At 66.6% G+C, this 16,799-nt stretch carries 18 protein-coding genes and 2 pseudogenes; 8 read left to right on the forward strand and 12 right to left on the reverse strand.

All coding sequences use genetic code 11. From position 1 onward, the window contains the following. From ACYQ3J_RS00005 to ACYQ3J_RS00015, 3 genes and pseudogenes are all read right to left on the reverse strand, one after another. A pseudogene (locus ACYQ3J_RS00005) lies at positions 1–193 on the reverse strand (hypothetical protein); the annotation flags it as partial. A 60-nt stretch (positions 194–253) separates the two neighbouring features. Continuing rightward, positions 254–1,075 (reverse strand): SIS domain-containing protein, encoded by an 822-nt coding sequence (locus ACYQ3J_RS00010; RefSeq protein WP_460122749.1) that lies wholly within the window; start codon positions 1,073–1,075, stop codon positions 254–256. Continuing rightward, positions 1,012–1,323, reverse strand: coding sequence for a hypothetical protein (locus ACYQ3J_RS00015; RefSeq protein ID WP_460122752.1), 312 nt, complete (start codon positions 1,321–1,323; stop codon positions 1,012–1,014). The genes ACYQ3J_RS00010 and ACYQ3J_RS00015 overlap by 64 nt, the downstream gene beginning before the upstream one ends. 77 nt (positions 1,324–1,400) lie before the next feature. Between ACYQ3J_RS00015 and ACYQ3J_RS00020 the strand changes: the two genes are divergently transcribed. The 5 genes and pseudogenes from ACYQ3J_RS00020 to ACYQ3J_RS00040 all read left to right on the forward strand — a co-directional run bounded on the left by ACYQ3J_RS00020 (position 1,401) and on the right by ACYQ3J_RS00040 (position 5,669). Then, positions 1,401–1,556: a hypothetical protein gene (locus tag ACYQ3J_RS00020; protein WP_460122755.1), complete on the forward strand. Its 156-nt coding sequence runs from the start codon at positions 1,401–1,403 to the stop codon at positions 1,554–1,556. Next, positions 1,543–2,016 carry a hypothetical protein gene (locus tag ACYQ3J_RS00025; RefSeq protein ID WP_460122759.1) on the forward strand — a complete coding sequence of 158 codons (474 nt, stop codon included), beginning with the start codon at positions 1,543–1,545 and terminating at the stop codon, positions 2,014–2,016. The genes ACYQ3J_RS00020 and ACYQ3J_RS00025 overlap by 14 nt, the downstream gene beginning before the upstream one ends. Before the next feature lie 99 nt (positions 2,017–2,115). Next, positions 2,116–3,836, forward strand: a pseudogene (gene metG, locus ACYQ3J_RS00030) (methionine--tRNA ligase). 211 nt (positions 3,837–4,047) lie between these two features. After that, positions 4,048–4,830, forward strand: a complete 783-nt coding sequence (locus ACYQ3J_RS00035; RefSeq protein WP_460124493.1) for a sulfide-dependent adenosine diphosphate thiazole synthase — start codon at positions 4,048–4,050, stop codon at positions 4,828–4,830. Positions 4,831–4,949: 119 nt separating this feature from the next. Beyond that, positions 4,950–5,669, forward strand: coding sequence for a DUF1614 domain-containing protein (locus tag ACYQ3J_RS00040; RefSeq protein WP_460122762.1), 720 nt, complete (start codon positions 4,950–4,952; stop codon positions 5,667–5,669). Here the strand turns inward: ACYQ3J_RS00040 and ACYQ3J_RS00045 are convergent. Beyond that, the gene (locus ACYQ3J_RS00045; protein ID WP_460122765.1) at positions 5,662–6,267 is read right to left on the reverse strand and encodes a cysteine hydrolase family protein; all 606 of its coding nucleotides are present in this window, start codon (positions 6,265–6,267) and stop codon (positions 5,662–5,664) included. The two genes, ACYQ3J_RS00040 and ACYQ3J_RS00045, sit on opposite strands and share 8 nt — an antisense overlap. Before the next feature lie 84 nt (positions 6,268–6,351). Further along, complete coding sequence (locus ACYQ3J_RS00050; protein WP_460124496.1) at positions 6,352–7,875, reverse strand: carboxypeptidase M32; 1,524 nt, start codon at positions 7,873–7,875, stop codon at positions 6,352–6,354. A 137-nt stretch (positions 7,876–8,012) separates the two neighbouring features. Between ACYQ3J_RS00050 and ACYQ3J_RS00055 the strand changes: the two genes are divergently transcribed. Further along, positions 8,013–9,227, forward strand: coding sequence for a DUF401 family protein (locus tag ACYQ3J_RS00055; protein WP_460122768.1), 1,215 nt, complete (start codon positions 8,013–8,015; stop codon positions 9,225–9,227). Positions 9,228–9,273: 46 nt separating this feature from the next. On the opposite strand, the gene gcvPA is transcribed toward ACYQ3J_RS00055, so the two are convergent. Continuing rightward, the gene (gcvPA, locus tag ACYQ3J_RS00060; RefSeq protein WP_460122771.1) at positions 9,274–10,689 is read right to left on the reverse strand and encodes an aminomethyl-transferring glycine dehydrogenase subunit GcvPA; all 1,416 of its coding nucleotides are present in this window, start codon (positions 10,687–10,689) and stop codon (positions 9,274–9,276) included. 100 nt (positions 10,690–10,789) lie between these two features. Here gcvPA and ACYQ3J_RS00065 point away from each other — a divergent pair, with 100 nt between their 5' ends. Further along, entirely contained in the window at positions 10,790–11,386 is a 597-nt protein-coding gene (locus tag ACYQ3J_RS00065; RefSeq protein WP_460122774.1) for a DUF996 domain-containing protein, read from the forward strand. Positions 11,387–11,484: 98 nt separating this feature from the next. Here the strand turns inward: ACYQ3J_RS00065 and ACYQ3J_RS00070 are convergent, their stop codons facing one another. The 6 genes from ACYQ3J_RS00070 to ACYQ3J_RS00095 form a co-directional block, all read right to left on the reverse strand. Then, complete coding sequence (locus ACYQ3J_RS00070) at positions 11,485–12,123, reverse strand: Dph6-related ATP pyrophosphatase (protein ID WP_460122777.1); 639 nt, start codon at positions 12,121–12,123, stop codon at positions 11,485–11,487. A gap of 90 nt (positions 12,124–12,213) precedes the next feature. Continuing rightward, positions 12,214–12,357 (reverse strand): hypothetical protein, encoded by a 144-nt coding sequence (locus ACYQ3J_RS00075; RefSeq protein WP_460122780.1) that lies wholly within the window; start codon positions 12,355–12,357, stop codon positions 12,214–12,216. Positions 12,358–12,554: 197 nt separating this feature from the next. Next, the gene (locus ACYQ3J_RS00080) at positions 12,555–13,160 is read right to left on the reverse strand and encodes a hypothetical protein (protein ID WP_460122783.1); all 606 of its coding nucleotides are present in this window, start codon (positions 13,158–13,160) and stop codon (positions 12,555–12,557) included. A gap of 442 nt (positions 13,161–13,602) precedes the next feature. Then, positions 13,603–14,091: an aspartate carbamoyltransferase regulatory subunit gene (gene pyrI / locus ACYQ3J_RS00085; RefSeq protein ID WP_460122786.1), complete on the reverse strand. Its 489-nt coding sequence runs from the start codon at positions 14,089–14,091 to the stop codon at positions 13,603–13,605. A 7-nt stretch (positions 14,092–14,098) separates the two neighbouring features. Further along, entirely contained in the window at positions 14,099–15,013 is a 915-nt protein-coding gene (gene pyrB / locus ACYQ3J_RS00090; RefSeq protein ID WP_460122789.1) for an aspartate carbamoyltransferase, read from the reverse strand. A gap of 61 nt (positions 15,014–15,074) precedes the next feature. Continuing rightward, the gene (locus tag ACYQ3J_RS00095; RefSeq protein WP_460124499.1) at positions 15,075–15,764 is read right to left on the reverse strand and encodes a metal-dependent hydrolase; all 690 of its coding nucleotides are present in this window, start codon (positions 15,762–15,764) and stop codon (positions 15,075–15,077) included. 85 nt (positions 15,765–15,849) lie between these two features. Here ACYQ3J_RS00095 and map point away from each other — a divergent pair, with 85 nt between their 5' ends. After that, a complete protein-coding gene (gene map / locus ACYQ3J_RS00100; RefSeq protein ID WP_460122792.1) occupies positions 15,850–16,782 on the forward strand; it encodes a type II methionyl aminopeptidase in 933 nt (310 codons plus the stop codon). Positions 16,783–16,799 lie beyond the last annotated feature (17 nt).

A 16,799-nucleotide genomic window follows, 5' to 3' on the forward strand; every position in this document is an offset into this window, starting at 1 on the left:
TGTGGTGGCGAGCGTGTAGCCGATCCACGCCAGGATTCCCGGCGGCGATGCCCACTAGGGCGAGCGCGGTGAGCTTGAGGAGGACTAAGTCGTACCTGGTGAAGAGAAGTATGTAGGCGTAGATTACGAAGAAGAGCAGCGAGCCCGCCGCGAGCCCGGCCCCGACAGCTTGGTCCCTATTCATCCCAGACACCAGCCCCGCGCCGCGGGTGCCCCTGGTTGATATTATAGCTTACCCCGGGCCTCCCGGCTATTACACTCCACCCCCGCGGCGGAGGCGCTCCTCGACCGCCCTCACCGCCTCCCTGTACCGCCTTATCCCGGGGGTGGCCGCGGGGTCCCTGCCCATCCTCACCGCCGCCAGGCTCGACGCCACCCCGGCCACCATGGCGCCCTCGAGGAGGGCGGCGAGGGGGTGGGTGGCCGCGAAGCGCTTGAGGTCCAGGGTGTAGGCCTCGCCGCGCCTGGAGTACTCGCCCTCGACCCAGTCCTCGATCGCCGAGCAAACCTCGTCCCCTGCGGAGGCCTTGATTACTATGAAGACCCACCGCCCCGGCTGGGGCTCCACCCAGGCGTTCACGGCGTTGTGCCCGGCCTCCGGGTACTCCTCGACGAGGGCGTGGATGCCGGTGTTCTCCGCGAGCTCGCTCCTCCACCTCCAGGCGAGGGGGGCGTAGGCGCCGCAGGCCACTACGACCGGGATCCCGCCGCCGGCCAGGGCGGGGGCGAGCCTCTCCGCCTCCCCCAGCGCCCACCCCGGGTCGAGGGCGCGGGAGACCCTCTCGACCACCCCGCGGGCGCCCGGGGCGAGGAGGCCCAGGATGGAGCCGGCGAGCGTGGCGAGCGACGTCCTCGGGAGGCCCCTATGCTCCACCGGGGCGACGGGGCGCCCCAGGCCCTCGAGGAGCCTGTGGAGCCTGCTCCCCCTCCCCGCGACCCCGTAGACGGGGGCGCCCCTCTCCACGGCCCTCCTCACGCACTCCAGGGTCTCGAAGGTGGAGCCGGAGAAGCTCACCGCGACCACGGGCGTGCCGGGGCCCGTGTAGGGCGGCGGGGAGTGGCTCCTGCACGCCACGACGCGGTGCCCAGCTCCTCGAGCACGTAGCGGGCTGCGTCGACGGAGAAGCCCGAGCCCCCCATGCCGCAGCCGATGACCAGGCTGCCCTCCTCCAGCCCGCCCGGGCTCACCCGCGCGGCGGCGTCGAACGCCTCCAGGAGGTCCCTGGGCCAGGACGTGTACCACTCAATCATCCTCCTAAGCGTCTCCTCCAGCCCGGGAATCCCCAGGCAAGCCCTCCACCAGGAGGGGTAGAGTGAAGCCACGCAGTATATCAAGGCTGAAGCCTAGGCGCCGTTAAAGCCCCCGGACCCCGAGGGCTTCAGCGTGGTGAAGGATAACCTTGGAGGCCGGGGAGGCCGGGGCCGGCGGCTCCGTGGAGGTCAGGGCCACGCTCTCCAGGGAGGCGTTCGACGCCCTGAGCGATCTGGCGGAGAGGCTGGGCGTCACGCCCGAGGAGGCCCGCGTCGAAGCTGCTCGACGTCGTGGCGAGCTATAAGGGGATAATACTGGAGCTGGCCGACAAGCTCAGAGTGAAGAAGGAGCACCTCCCCGACAGCGTGTTCGAGGAGCTGGTCTACTACGGGGTCGAGGCGTGGAGGGGGATCCTGGAGCCGGTACTCTGGCGCCTCCGCGCCGTGGGCAGGTTCGAGCTAGAGACCCTGGAGCTCGACCCCGACGCACCCAGCATCGAGGTCGAGCTGGTCGCCCTGGAGGGGAGCGACCTCCTAGCGGACAGGGTCAGGCTGAACTGGAGCACGAAGGGCGTAGTGATGGAGGTCTACTACTACCTCGAGGAGGGAGTAGAGCCGCCCCGGGGGCTCAGGGTGAGGGGCGGGGACTGGGCCTACCTGCCCGACGAGCACGCCATCCTAGTCACGTTCCAGGGCAAGAAGCTCTCTGACCTCCCCCCGATCCACGCGGTCGACCGGATGGTAGAGCCCTTCGTGAGGCTCTAGCCGCCGGCCTGCCCCGCCGTCGAGGAGGCGCGGGATGCCTCCTTAATAGGAGCCGCCGGCCTCGGGGGGTTAGCTGAGCCCGGCGCGGGGTGCTGAGGGCTGGGGAGGTACATCGTCGCGAGCGCCTGGCCCTACGTCAACACGATTCCACACCTGGGCAACCTGGTGGGCTCCATCCTGAGCGCCGACATCTACGCCAGGTACCTCAGGCTCCGCGGGCACGAGGTCCTCTTCGTCTCGGGGAGCGACGAGCACGGGACCCCCGTGGAGCTTGAGGCGAGGCGGAAGGGCGTCCCGCCCCGCACGCTCACGGACCAGGTGCACGAGTACGACGTCAAGCTCTGGAGGGAGTGGGGGATTAGCTTCGACAACTACACGAGGACCGAGAGCCCGGTGCACAGGAGTTCGTGAGGGAGTTCATGCTGAAGCTCTACGAGAGGGGCTACATATTCGAGGGGGAGGAGGAGCTGCCCTACTGCCCGAACGACAAGATCTTCCTCCCCGACAGGTTCGTCGTCGGCACGTGCCCCTACTGCGGCTTCGAGGAGGCCCGTGGGGACCAGTGCGACAACTGCGGCAGGCTCCTCCACCCCACGGAGCTGATCAACCCCAGGTGCGCCCTCTGCGGGGCGAGGCCCATATTCATGAAGGTGAAGGAGTGGTTCATAGACCTGAGGAAGGTCCAGGACAAGGTCCTGGAGTGGCTCGAGTCTAACAAGGAGCTGCCGGATAACGTGAGGAACTACAGCATCCAGTGGGCGAGGCAGGGGCTGAAGCCTAGGAGCGTGACGAGGGACATATCGTGGGGGATCCCGGCGCCGTTCCCGGGGGCCGAGGGGAAGACTATCTACGTGTGGTTCGACGCCCTCCTGGGATACGTTAGCGCGGTGAAGGAGCTCCTCCAGGCCAGGACCGGGGACCCGGACGCCTGGAGGGAGTGGTGGTTCAACCCCGAGACTAGGACGATCTACTTCATAGGGAAGGACAACATCCCCTTCCACTCCATAATACTCCCAGCCCTATTCATAGCGAGCGGGGACCCCTACGTCCTCCCCTGGAGGATTAGCGCGACAGAGTACCTCATGTACGAGGGGAAGCAGTTCAGCAAGAGCAGGAGGATAGGCGTGTGGATAGACGAGGCCCTCGAGATACTCCCAGCCGACTACTGGCGGTGGGCCCTCGCCAGGATGAGGCCCGAGGCGAGGGACACGAACTTCACGTGGAGGGAGTTCTATAGGATAGTGAACAGCGAGCTAAACGACGACATCGGGAACCTCGTGCACCGCGTGCTCAGCATGATCGAGAGGAGGCTGGGCGGCTCCATCCCCGAGCCCGGCGAGTTCCCCGGGGAGGAGGAGAGGCTCCTAGAGGAGGCGAGGAGGGAGGCGTGGAGGGCGGCCGAGGCGCTGGACAAGGTCAGGATCAAGCAGGCGACCGAGCACGTGCTGGAGGTCGCGAGGCTGGGGAACAGGTACCTCAACCAGAGGAGGCCCTGGGAGCTGCTAAGGGAGAACCCGGAGGAGGCGAGGGCATCCCTCTACGCCGCCGCGGCGGTGGTGAAGACGATCGCCCACCTCATGGCCCCCTTCACGCCGAGGGCGGCGGAGGAGCTGTGGAGGATGCTCGGCCTACCCGGCAGCGTCCACGAGGCGGTGTGGGACGAGCACCTCGGCGAGCCGGTCCCGCCCGGCACGAGGTTGGGCGGGGTCAAGCCACTCTTCAGGAAGCTCCCCCCGGACTTCCCCGAGAAGGCGGAGGAGATCCTCGGGGAGGCCCGCAGGAGGGCGATGGCGAAGAGGCCCCCGCTCCTCAGGGAGTAGCCGCCCCCCGGGGGCTAGTCCCACCCCCGCGGCCGGCCTCTGCCCGCCGCGTCCAACCGCCCAGCGCCCAGCAACCAAGCGTCTACTTGGATCGGGGTATTTTGGGCCTTATTCAGGCTTTATTTATATTTAGACTTTTCATCGGGTTAGGCTGGGGGTTTATTTTCCTCGGCGGCCCCGCTGCCTGGGCCCGCATCGCCTCGGGTGGTGGCTGGTGGCTGAGCTTGAGGCTCGGATCACGAGGGCTATAGTTGAGGAGGCTGCTAGGGACTGGTCTGAGATCGCCGAGTCGGACGTGGTCATCGTCGGCGCTGGGCCCTCGGGGCTTACTGCTGCCAGGTACCTGGCCGAGGCCGGCTTCAGGGTCGTGGTTTTCGAGAGGCGCCTGTCCTTCGGCGGGGGTATTGGCGGGGGCGGGAACCTCTTCCACAGGATCGTGGTGGCCGAGGAGGCCCTGGGGATCCTGAGGGACTTCAACATCAGGTACCGCAGCGTTGCTGGGGGGCTCTACACTGTGGACCCGGCCGAGTTCATGGCGAAGCTGGCGGCGGGGGCGATAGACGCGGGGGCCAGGATAATCCACGGCGTCAACGTTGAAGACGTCATAGTCAGGTTCAATCCGGTCCGCGTGGCGGGCGTCGCGGTCAACTGGTCCGCCATACCCCTCGCCGGCCTCCACGTCGACCCCATCTTCGTCTACTCAAGGGCGGTCGTAGACGCCACGGGCCACGACGCCTACGTGCTCAGAGTGGTGGCGAGGAAGATCCCCGACTCCGGCGTCAAGGTGCCGGGCGAGTCCTCAGCGTACTCCGAGGAGGCCGAGAGGCTCGTGGTGGAGAAGACCGGCAGGGTGATCCCCGGCCTCTACGCCGCCGGCATGGCGGTCGCCGCCCTCCACGGGCTCCCCAGGATGGGGCCGATATTCACCTCAATGCTGCTCTCCGGGAGGAGGGCCGCGGAGGCGGTCGCCAGGGACCTCGAGGGGGGGCAGTAGCCCCCGGCCCGCGGCGAGCGGGAGCGTTTAACGCTAAACCCCCCGAGGGATCCCGGCGCCTAGGTGGATGGTGGTCGGAGCTGGTTAGGGTCATCATAGCCCCCCCAGTCCACCCCCTAGTGTTTCTGTTCTACTTCACCCTCCTGCTCCCCCTGATACTCGCCTCGCACGGCGCCCTCGCGGGGGCCCTCTCCGCCCTGGGGCTCGGGCCGGAGGCCGCCGTGGCGGTCTCCCAGCTCGTCCTCCTCTTCAGCCTCGCCCTCAGCCCGGTTAACGTTGTGGTGAGGGAGCTGGGCTCCGGAGTGTACAGGGTCGAGTATAGGGCTGGGTACGTGAGCTTCTACGGGATCCCGATCCCCGTGGTGAGCAGGGTGGTCGTGGAGGACTGGGTGCTCCTCGCCGTCAACCTGGGGGGCGCGGCGGTCCCCGCCGCCGCCAGCGCGTTCATGCTTGCCCTCGCCGCCGAGTCTGAGCCGGGGTCGCTGGCCGGGATCCTCGCGGCGACAGCCGCGACGGCGCTCGTAGTCTACGCGGCGGCGAAGCCCGTGCCGGGCGTGGGGGTGGTGGTCCCCATGCTCCTCCCCCCGCTCGCCGCGGCCGTGTTCTCCCTCCTATTCATCGGCCCCTCCCCGGCGCTCCTCCCCGGGGCCTACGTCGCCGGCACGCTGGGCAGCCTCCTCGGCGCCGACGTCCTCAGGCTAGCCAGGGACCCGGCGGGGCTCGCCCGGAGGCTTGGAGCCAAGCTGGTGAGCATAGGAGGCGCCGGGGTGTTCGACGGCGTCTACCTCTCAGGGCTGGCCGCGGTGCTCCTGGGGTACCTCCTCTACCCGCCTACCTGAACACAACCCCGTCGACGCTCCTGACGATCACGCCCTTGTAGAGCCAGCTCACCTGCCTCAGCGTGGCGTGGAGGTCGAAATCCGTGAGCGCGCTCACCCCGTCGACTGGGATCACCACCTTGTACCACCTCAGGGCGGCGCTGGCCGCGGTGTGGAGGACGCAGATGTTGGCGACTGTCCCGACTATCACCGTGTACTCCACGCCGTACACTCTGAGCAGGTCGTCGAGTGGGGTGCCGTAGAAGCCGTCGTACCTCGTCTTCTGCACCACTATGTCCCCGGGCCGGGGCTTCAGCTCCTCCACTATCTCCCAGCCCCAGGTGCCGTGCCTGGCGTGCTCCCCCCAGATCTCGAACTCCGGGTCCCCATCGTAGTGGGTGTCCTGCGTGTAGAAGACCCTGACCCCTGCCCTCCTAGCCCTCTCGAGGAGCCTCCTGATCGGCTCCACCGTCGCCTCAGCCGTGGGGACCCTCAGCTTGCCCCCCTCCTTCACGAAGTCGTTCTGCATATCCACAACTATAACGGCCGTCCTCCGGGCGGGGAGTTCAACCCTATCCACGACCTCGTACTCGGGGACCTCAACGGTGACCCCGGCCAAGACCCGCCACCCCCCAGGGGAGGGCTCGTGGCAGGGGATCCCGGGCGTGGCGTGATAAAGGCTAGCCTATAGGCCAGGCGGGGGCTAGAGGCGCTTGGGTAGCTCGACGTACTTCCAGGTTATGTACTCGTTGAACCTCTCCGAGTTCACCGGCTCGCCGAGCGCCTTCTCGACCAGCACCTTCGGCTCGTATGTTGAGCCCCACCTGTGTATCCTCTCCCTGAGGAACTCCCTGACCTCGCTGAACCTCGCCTCCTCGACGAGCCTGTAGAGGCCCCCGAGGCTGGCGTCCGCAGCCTTCCAGATCATCGCCGCTACCAGGTTGCCTAGGGTGTAGGTTGGGAAGTAGCCTATGGAGGCCATGCTCCAGTGTATGTCCTGCAGCACCCCCTCAGCGTCGTTCCTCGGCCTCACGCCTATCAGCTCCTCGCTCATCTCGTTCCACAGCTCGGAGAGTTCGCCGACCTTGACCTCCCCGGTTATCATGCCCTTCTCAAGCTCGTAGCGGAGGTAGATGTGAAGGTTGTAGGTGAGCTCGTCGCTGTCAACCCTTATCGGTATCGGCCTCACGAGGGCGAAGTACCTGTAGAGCTCGACTGCATCGTAGTCCCTGGTGAAGCCGAGGTTCTCGTCGAGCAGCCCCTTGACTAGCCCGGCGAAGGCGGGGCTCCTGCCCACGACGTTCTCCCAGAACCTGCTCTGGCTCTCATGGACGCCCATGCTCACCCCGCCGACTAGCGGGGTCGCCTTGAGCCTCTCGTCAACCTGGAGCTCGTAGAGGGCGTGGCCGAACTCGTGGATGGTGCTGAAGAGCGCCCTCCTGAAGTCGTAGCCCTCGTACCTAGTCGTTATCCTAACGTCCCCAACCCCCATGTCGATGGTGAAGGGGTGGGCTGACAAGTCGAGCCTCCCCCTGTCCCAGGGGTATCCGAGCATGTCGAGGACTGCCCTGTTCACCCTCTCCATGGCGGGGGCGTCGTACCTGACCTCCTCGAGGGGGTGCCTCTCGGGGTAGAAGCCCCCGCTCCTCACCCTCTCGAGCACCGCCTTGGTGGTGGGTATTATCGCCTGGAAGTACCGGTCCATGTCCCTGACCCTCAGCCCCTCCTCGTAGAGGTCCAGGAGGGCGTCGTAGGGGTGGTCTTCGTAGCCCAGGTGCTCCGCCTTCCTGCGCTCCACCTCCACGATCCTCTCAAGGTAGGGCTTGAAGCTCGAGAAGTCGCTCCTCTCCCTGGCCTCCCTCCACGCCCTTCGGGCCTCCTCGCTCAGCCTCGCCTCCTCAGCCACAAGCTCCGGGGGGATGCTCCTCGCTATCCTGATCGCCCTGGAGAGGACCCTCACCACTCCCCTCTCGTAGTCGTTCAAGCCCTCCAGGCCCTCAGCCTTCTCGACGAGCTTGACTAGCTCAGGATCGAGGATGAGCCTCTGCCTGAGCCTGGCGAGCTCCCCCCGGGCTAGGGCCCTCTCCTCGACGCCCCCCGGGGGCATGTAGGTCTCGCTGTCCCACGACATCAAGCTCGCGGCGTGGCCCAGCGCCCACACGACCCTGTAGCGCTCCAGTATCTCGAGGATGACAGGGTTCTCGAAGACTCCAGGGACGGGCTTCACGGGCAACACCTACAACCTCCCGGCTTCACTAGGGAGCCCCTCGGGGGCGGAGTGGGGCTTTAACTGTTCACTACTCGTCCAGGCGTCCCTGCGCCGCCTTTTACGCCCGCCCTCTCCGGCTGGCGGGGGGTTTGGGGGTGGGTGTGGCGCAGCCTCTGGTCAACCCGATCGCGGCCTTCGCCGCTGCGCTGGCGGCGCTGCTTGCCCTGACGCTCAGGGGGTGGAGGGTGCACGTCGCCCTAGCCGTTATGGCCGTGGTCTACGCTGCGCTTGCGTGCCGCCTCGCCTGCCTGGCGGGGGCCGCTGCGAGGGTGCTGGAGTGGAACGACTTCAAGGTGTTCGTCTACATATTCCTGAGCATGCTCCTCGCCGGGGTCATGAGGGAGGCGGGCCTCCTGCAGGCGATGGTTGAGTCCCTCAGCTCGGTGAGCTGCAGGCTCTCCCTGCCCGGGATCCCGGCCCTCATCGGGTTGATGCCGATGCCCGGCGGCGCCCTCGTCTCCGCCATTGCAATGAGGGAGAAGTACCTCAGGGAGGCCAGGCTGTCCCGGGAGGAGGCGACGTTCGTCAACTACTGGTTCAGGCACATCTGGGTGCCGAGCTGGCCCCTCTTCCAGAGCGCGGTGATAACCGCGAGCGTCTTCCACCTCTCACCCGTGCAGGTCGTGGGCCACACCTGGCCAGGGAGCCTGGCGGCGGTGGCGGGGGGCCTCGCGGTTGCGGGGGGAGTCATGGCCAGGGCTAGGTGCCGGGGCGGGGGCGAGGCGTGGAGGTTCCTGGCAGCCGTGTCCCCCCTGGCCTCCCTCGCCATCCTAGCGCTATCCGGGCTCAACCTCCTCGAGGCGCTCGCCCTAGTCAACCTGGCGACGATAGCCTTCTTCCGGCCCGGCCTCCGGGGCCTGAGGAGGGCGCTGGCCCTGGCGGCGAGGCCCACCATGCACCTGGTGCTCTTCGAGAGCCTGCTCCTCAAGAACCTCCTCCTCGAGACGGGGATAAGCGGGGCGGTGAAGCAGGCCGCTGCCGCCGCCGGGATCCCTCCGGCCGTCCTGGCGTTCCTAGCCTCCTTCACCCTCGGCCTCGCGGCGGGGGGCGAGAACTTCTTCGCAGCCACCGCGATGCCCATGCTCTACTCCTACATAGCGACACCCACGGGAGTAGACTGGGGCCTCCTCTACACCGCCTACCTTGGCGGCTTCCTGGGCGTGATGATGAGCCCCGCCCACCTCTGCCTCGCCCTCACCGTCGACTACTACAAGTCGAACCTCGCCAGGGTCCTCGCCAGGGTCGGGGCAGCCGCGGCGGCCACCGCGGCGCTGGGCGCGCCGCTAGCCACCCTAACCGGGGGAGCGTGAAGCTAACCCCCACCCTCCCCCGGGATCCCGGGGGCGTGGCCTGGGGCTAGGCTCCCCCGGCGCTCTTGACCGCCTCCTCCACCTCGGCGGCGAGCCTGTCGATGTGCTCCTTCGAGTGGAGCTCTGTGAAGGCGTAGAGTGCTGAGTGGCCAAGCCAGGGGATCTTGTCCTCCAGGGGGAGGCCGCCGTGGATCCCCCTGCGTAGGAGGTGGCGGTGCACCCTCTCGTATGGCACCGGGAACCTGACGGGGTACTCGTTGAAGTAGAACCCCTTGACTGCCGGGGCCTCGACTCCCGGGATCCCCGAGAGCTTCCTCGCAGCGTACCTGGCCTTGTACATGACGTGCTCCCCCAGCTCCCTGAGCCCCTCCGGGCCTAGGAGGCTCAGGTACGCCGCCACCGCCACGGCTGCGAGCGCCTCGTTGGTGCAGATGTTACTCGTCGCCCTGGCGCGGCGTATGTGCTGCTCCCTCGCCTGGAGTATCATGGTGAACGCCCTCCTCCCCTCGGCGTCCTCGGTTAGCCCCACGAGCCTCCCGGGCATCTGCCTCACGAGCCTCGCGTCCCAGCGGACCGCCATCACGCCAAGGTAGGGGCCGCCGTAGTTGAGGCCCAGGCCGAGGGGCTGGCCGTCCCCCACGGCGACGTCTGCGCCCAGCCTGCCGGGGGGCTCGAGGACCCCGAGGGCCAGGGGGTTCACGCCCATTACGAAGAGCGCCCCGTGCTCGTGGGCCGCCTCCCCCACCCTCCTAGCGTTCACGTCCACCACCCCCAGGAAGCTGGGGTACTCAAGGTAGACCGCCGCCACGTCGTCGCCGAGCATGGAGTCGAGTGCCGAGAGGTCCAGGTACCCAGTCTCCCTGTCGACGGGGACCTCCTCCACCCTCACCCCCGCCCTCCTGTGGGGGTAGAGGTAGGCGTCCACCACCCTCCTGTGCATCGGGTTCATCGTCTCCGGCACCAGAATCCTCCTACGCCTCATCCTATGGTACCTGAGGGCGAGGAGGAACGCCTCGGCCGCCGCGCTCGCCCAGTCGTACATGCTGGAGTTGACCACCTCAAACTCCAGCAGCTCAGCCATGAGGCTCTGGTACTCGAAGAGCGCCTGGAGCATGCCCTGGCTCGCCTCGGGCTGGTAGGGGGTGTAGCTCGTGAGGAACTCCGACCTCTCAATAATGAACCTGACAGCCTCAGGCACGTAGTGGGGGTACACCCCCGCCCCAAGGAAGGGAGGAGGGTCCAGGAACACCTTGTTCCTGGAGAGCCTCTCCCTCACCCAGCGGTCCGCCTCGGCCTCGCTCAGCGGGCGCCCCGCGCCAATCGGCAGCGAGTCCCAGTCCCCCTTGAACCTCGCCCCCTCCGGTATGTCGCTGAACAGCTCCTCGACACTCTTAACGCCGAGGGCCTCGAGCATCCTACGCCTAGCCTCCCCAGCCGCGTTGGGGTTGAACGGCGCAGCCAAGCCCAGACACCACCCCTGGAGTACCCGGGGAGTACCCGGCGCCCCCCGGGGGCGGTCGAGTCGAAAATTAAATAAACAATTAAAAAGTATAAACGGTTGGATGATTGCGCGGAGGGCGGGCGTGTTGCCTGAATCCAAGCCTATCCTGGACTTCGAGAAGGCGAAGCTGGCAACTGTTCTCGGCCTCATCTTAGAATTCATTGGAGCCGTTGCCGGCGAAGTCATCGTGTCCGGGGTTGGCTTCGTCGTCTGGCTCATCGGAGTCTACGCCCTCTACCAGCACTACGGCTCCAGGGAGATACTGGTCAACGCGGTCTACTCCGTTGTAGCCGGCTTCATAGCCGTGGCGGTCGCGGCCGGCTTAGGGGCCACGAGCGTCATCAGCGGGGCCCTCCTGAAGTCCCCCCTCACGGCGCTGGTGGGGGCGGGTGCAGCCATAATCCTCCTATGGCTCCTCTCGGTGGTGGCGGCGTACTACTTCAAGAAGCACGTGGAGGCGCTCAGCAAGGCCTCCCCGAGCGAGGCGCTGGAGAGGGCTGGGAGGTACATCTTCCTCGGCGCCGTCCTGTCAATAGTCCTCGTAGGCATAGTGCTCTACCTCATAGGCTTCGCCTTCCTAATCGCCGGGCTCTTCGAGCTAAAGCCCCCCACGAGCAGCGAGGCCCCCCAGGAGAGCCCTCAGGGCGTCGGTTCATAGCCCCCAAGGATCCCCACACCCGCCCCCCAGGTGGGGGTGCGGGTCGGCCCCGCAGTTTCTCCCCACCCCCGAGGCTTCCGGGGCCGCGCGGGGGGTTCTTAACACGCGGGTAGCAGGCGGAGTATCCAGCGGTCGCCGTGGCCCTCGACCCCTGCCTTGGCGGGGGTTGGGAGTGGCTCCCTGTGGAGGGGGCTGTGGAGTACCAGCGTGTGGTACTCGCCGTGCTCGCCTAGCGGGTCTAGGCCGAGGCTCCTGGCTTCCTCGACGAAGCTGGGGGCGGCCTCCGAGTCGAGGATCCCGCCGAGCCAGTGGAGGAGCTGGCCCCAGGAGCCTATCACCATGGCTTTGAACCCCTTCTCGAACACCTCCAAGGCCAGGTCTTCCGGGTCCCTGCCCCAGAGGGGCTCCCTCAACGTGGCCCCCGCCTCCGCGGCGACACCCTCCATGTACTTCAGGTGATCCTCGACGTAGACGTCCCCGGCTATGACCTCGCTCGCCCCAAGCCTCCTGAGAGCCTCAACCGTCCCCCTCCTCTCCCGGCCCCTCCACAGCCTCACGACCACCACGGGGATCCCGGTAAGGGCGAGGGTCTCAACCGTCAAGCCCAGGTTGACGAGGTGGGGGCTTGGCTCCGGGAAGTCGTAGACCAGGACGAGGCCGTAGTCCGGGGGCCAGTAGTGCATCGCCGCGTACAGCGAGTCCTTACCCCCGGAGAGGAGGGCGACCCGGGCGCCCAACGCCACGCAGCCTCCACGGGCCCGTGGAGGCGTGGGGCTCGACCCTTAAAGGAGGAGGGGCGGGATCCCCCCGAGACCGGGGCCCGCGCCTTAGGCTGTGAGCTCCTCCAGGCTCCTCCCGGCGGACTCCACGCCGCTTTCAATTCTATCGCGGAGATACACCACAGTGAAGAGCCTCCCCCAGCGGGCCCCGTCCAGGAGCTCCACGAAGCCCCTAGCCCTCCCAGCCCCCACGCCCAAGCACTCCCGGCGCCCCACAGGCGCGCCGCCCCCGGGAGACAAGCGGTACCCCCCAGTGGCCCTGGGGGCCTCATTTAAACGCTGGTATGAACCACCACCTGGGCCCCGCGGGGCGGGTGATGAGTGCACCCTTTACCGGACCCGGGGAGGGGGTCCCTGGGTGTGAAGTGAGTGGCCAGGCCTGACGCCTCCTAGAAGTCGAATCGGAGCCTGGGCGTGGGGAAGACCAGGCACCCCCCGGGCCCCTCGACCTCCAGGGCGAGCCCGTCCACCCACGCAGCCGCAGCGGCCGCCGCGAGGGCCGCCTCCCACTCGTGCCTCCCAAGCCCCCCGGCGCCCCTCGGGATCCCGGCTATCCTCGCCGCGCTCGAGGGGTGGGTCTCCACCGGGGCCACGCCAGCCTCCTGGAGGAGGGCCGCCAGCGCCATGCCCAGCCGGGTGAGCCTCGCCATCGCCCCCCACCCCGGCAGGAGCCTAGCCCCGAGCCTCAGCGCAGCCCTCTCCACGGGCCTGAACCCCCCAGGCGGCTGGGGGTGGAGCGGCGCGTCGACCCCCGCGGCGCACACGCCCACCCGGAGGATCCCCGCGAGCCTACCCGCCAGCTCCCCAGCGGGGAGGGCCTCAGCGCCGAGGAGCCGCCACCAACCCACCCCCACCCGCTCCGCCACGGCGAGCCCGGCAACCCTCAACCCGGGATCCAAGCCAGCAACCCTCACGCAACCCCCAGGCCGCCCAGCCCTGCAAGCGTCCACAGCGTAAAACACTCCCTTCAGCATTATCGAGAAGATGCAGTTCATACTAACGCCCCAAATACTCTTTTTCAATCAATTCTATCACGGAGATACATGGAGAGACTTGTTAAGCTTGGGGCTAAGGCAGTGGTACTTTTCTTTTCAATTCTATCACGGAGATACCGTTCAAGATCAACATTAAAAGATACTTCAGGGCCCCGCGTGAGACCCGCTCCCACCGGTTGCCCACGGGCATAGAACGCTTCCTTCGATTAAATATTTTATCCTCTAGGCGTGTATATGCTTTCGGCCGGAATTGGGAGCATTTAAATATTTCTAGCCCACTATTCTCCTACTGTTTAACATTTGGTAGTGTGGCCGGGGGCTGCGTAAGGCTTTTAAGCTTCCCAGGTTTATCCGGGGAATAATAGTGAAGGTTTTGTGTTGCTTCTTGTCGTGGTGTTGGTTTCTATCCGCGGTTAGATGGCGTGTGGGTAGATTGTAAGGTTTATGTTTGCCCGCTGAGTTGTTCTACTATCTCCTCTTGTGTTATGATCGTGCCGCAGTAGATGCATTGGAGTGTTACGGGCTCCTCTTTGACTAGCTTGAATTTGGGCTTCACTGGCTCGCCGGGCTTCCTGGTTATGCAGGTTGGGTTTGTGCAGCGCAGGATGCCCTTGACTGTCCTCGGGGGCGTGGCCCTCCTCTTCTCGACGACGTCGTAGTTCTTGATTATGTTGATCGTCGCCTTGGGGGCTATGAGTGCCACCGCTGCGGTCTGCTCTGGGGTGAGTGTTACGCCCTCGACTTTGACTATGTCCTTCCTCCCGAGCTTCCTGCTCTCGGCGTTCATCACCAGGGCTACCCTCGCCCCACGCGGGGGGTTGAGGAGCTTGAGGACCGCTAGCGCCCTCCCTGCAGGTATGTGGTCTATCACCGTGCCCTCCCTTATCTTGGAGACGAGGAGCTTCGACTCCCCCCCAGGGCACTCCGCCACGCCCGGGTCACCCCTTGAGTACGAGTTTGAGGAGGGCCATTCTTAGGGGGACGCCTAGGCTTGCCTGGTGGAAGTAGGCAGCGTGGGGCGTCGAGTCCACCCTGGGGTCCACCTCGTCGACGCGGGGGAGTGGGTGGAGGATTTTGAGGGTGGGCTTCGCCTTCTCCAGGAGCTCGGGGGTGACCTTGTAGCTCCCCCTAACCTTCTCGTACTCGTGTGGATCGGGGAACCTCTCCCTCTGCACCCTGACCACGTAGAGCACGTCCGTCTCCCCTATGACCTCATCCACGCTCTCGAGGACCTCGTAGGGGACCCCGCTCCTCTCGAGGAGGTCTAGGTGCTCCCTCCTCGGCGCGAGGAGGGGGGGCGAGACCAGGTAGAGCTTGCGGGGCTTGTAGATGGTGAGGGCCTCGATGAGGCTCGCCGCCGCCCTGGCGTACCTCAGGTCCCCGAGGATAGTGTAGACGAGCCCCTCGGGGCTGCCGAAGAGGTCCCTCACCGTGTAGAGGTCGAGGAATGCCTGGGTTGGGTGCCTGCTCCTCCCGTCCCCGGCGTTGATCACCGGGTGCTCCGCCACCTCCGCGGCGTAGAGGGCGGCCCCCTCGTACCTGTGCCTGATGACTATGGCGTCCGCGTAGGAGTCGAGCATCTTAACGGTGTCGTGGAGGCTCTCCCCCTTCGCGACGCTCGTCGCCTCCTCGCTCGTGAACCCGATCGTCTCCGCCCCGAGCCTCTTCGCGGCGGACTCGAAGCTCAGCCTAGTCCTAGTCGAGGGCTCGAAGAAGGCGAGGGCTACAATGAACCCCTCCAGGGACCCCCTCAAGCCTCCCCTCCGGGCCCTGTCGGCCTCCCTGAACAGCTCCTCCAAGTCGTCACGCGTGAAGTCGAGGACGCTGATAACGTCCCGGCCACGCCACCCCATGAGGACCCTCAGAGAACTCAGCGTGGAGGGAGGTAAAAACAGAGCCAGCCCCCCGCGGGGGTTAGTGTTTGAAGCTGAACTCGTACCTCTCCCCGGGCTTCAGGATGACTACCTCCACGCCGGGCGCCCTCTCCTCGACGAGCCTCTTGAACTCCTCCGGCTTCCCGTAGAGGACTGGGAAGGTGGCGTAGTGCATCGGGATGGCGACCTTGGGCTTCAGCAGCTCGACGGCCTTCGCGGCCTCGACTGGGTCCATGGTGAAGTGGCCGCCTATCGGGAGCAGGGCGATGTCGGGCTTGTATATCTCCCCTATGAACTGCATCTCGCTCATGAGCCCAGTGTCGCCCGCGTGGTACACGGTGCCCTCGCTGGACTGGATCACCACCCCCGTCGGCGCCCCTATGGGGCTGCTGTGGTTCGCCGGCACAAGCGCTATCCTGAGGCCGTCGACGTGCATCGGGCCGCCCATGTTGCCCCCGACCGCCCTGTCCTCAGCCCTGGCCTTAGCGGCGACGTGGTTCGCGAGCTCGTAGATCGCCACGAGCTTCGCGCCCGGGTTCCTCCTGAGGATGGTGACCGCGTCCCCGACGTGGTCGTCGTGGCCGTGGGTGAGGACCACCAGGTCGACGCCCGTCACGTCCTCGGGCTTCACCGGGGAGAGCGGGTTGCTGAGCCACGGGTCTATCAGGATCTTCTTCCCGTCAACCCCTAGCTCGAACGCCGAGTGGCCGTAGTAGACCAGGTACCCCAAGCCCTCCACCCCTCCACTCTACTCGCTGCTAAACCATGCACTATAACCCTTAACCCGCCCCCTCGCGGGCGGGAGGGGCTCCGCGGTGGCCGGGGTGCTCGACGAGGAGGCTGTGAAGAAGCTCGTGGAGGCCGGCAGGGTCGCCGCTAAGGCGAGGGACTACGGCGCGTCCCTCGTGCAGGAGGGGGAGAGCGCCAGGAGGATCTGCGAGAGGGTCGAGCAGTACATCGTGAACTCGGGGGCCCAGCCGGCGTTCCCCTGCAACATCAGCATCAACGAGGTCGCCGCGCACTACACTCCCGGCGCGCTCGACGACGTCATCATACCCAAGGGGGCCGTCGTAAAGGTCGACGTCGGGGCGCACGTGGACGGGTGGATAGCTGACACCGCCCTGACCGTCGACCTGGGCGGCGGGAGCGAGGCGCTCCTCAAGGCGGTGAGGGAGGCGCTTGACGCAGCGGCGGGGATCGTGAGGAGCGGGGTGAGGGTGTACGACATTGGGAGGGTGATACAGTCGACGATCAGGCGCCACGGGTTCAAGCCGGTGAGGAACCTCTCGGGCCACAGCATCGGGAGGTACATGGTCCACGCCGGGCTGAGCATCCCCAACTACCCGGATAGGGCTATGATCGTGCAGAGGCTCCGCCCCGGCATGATAGTGGCCATCGAGCCCTTCGGCACCAACGGGAGGGGCTTCGTGGTGGAGGGGAGCACCGTGAACATCTACTCCTACACCGGCCGCAGCCCCCGCGTTGCGCTGAGCGAGGAGGAGGCGAGGGCGCTGGAGCTGGTGAGGGAGAGGTTCAAGACCCTCCCCTTCACGCCCCGCTGGCTCGCAGGCGAGCTGGGGGCGGAGAGGGCGGACTCGATAGCTAGGAGGCTCGCCGCGAAGGGGGTGCTCCACGCCTACCCGGTGCTGGTCGAGGCCGGGCGGGGGGTCGTGGCCCAGTTCGAGCACACCTTCGTCATACTCGAGGACGAGGTCATAGTGACCACGAGGGAGGGCTTGTTAAGCTAAGCATTGAAAAACCTCGA

Source organism: Stetteria hydrogenophila (assembly GCF_054657575.1).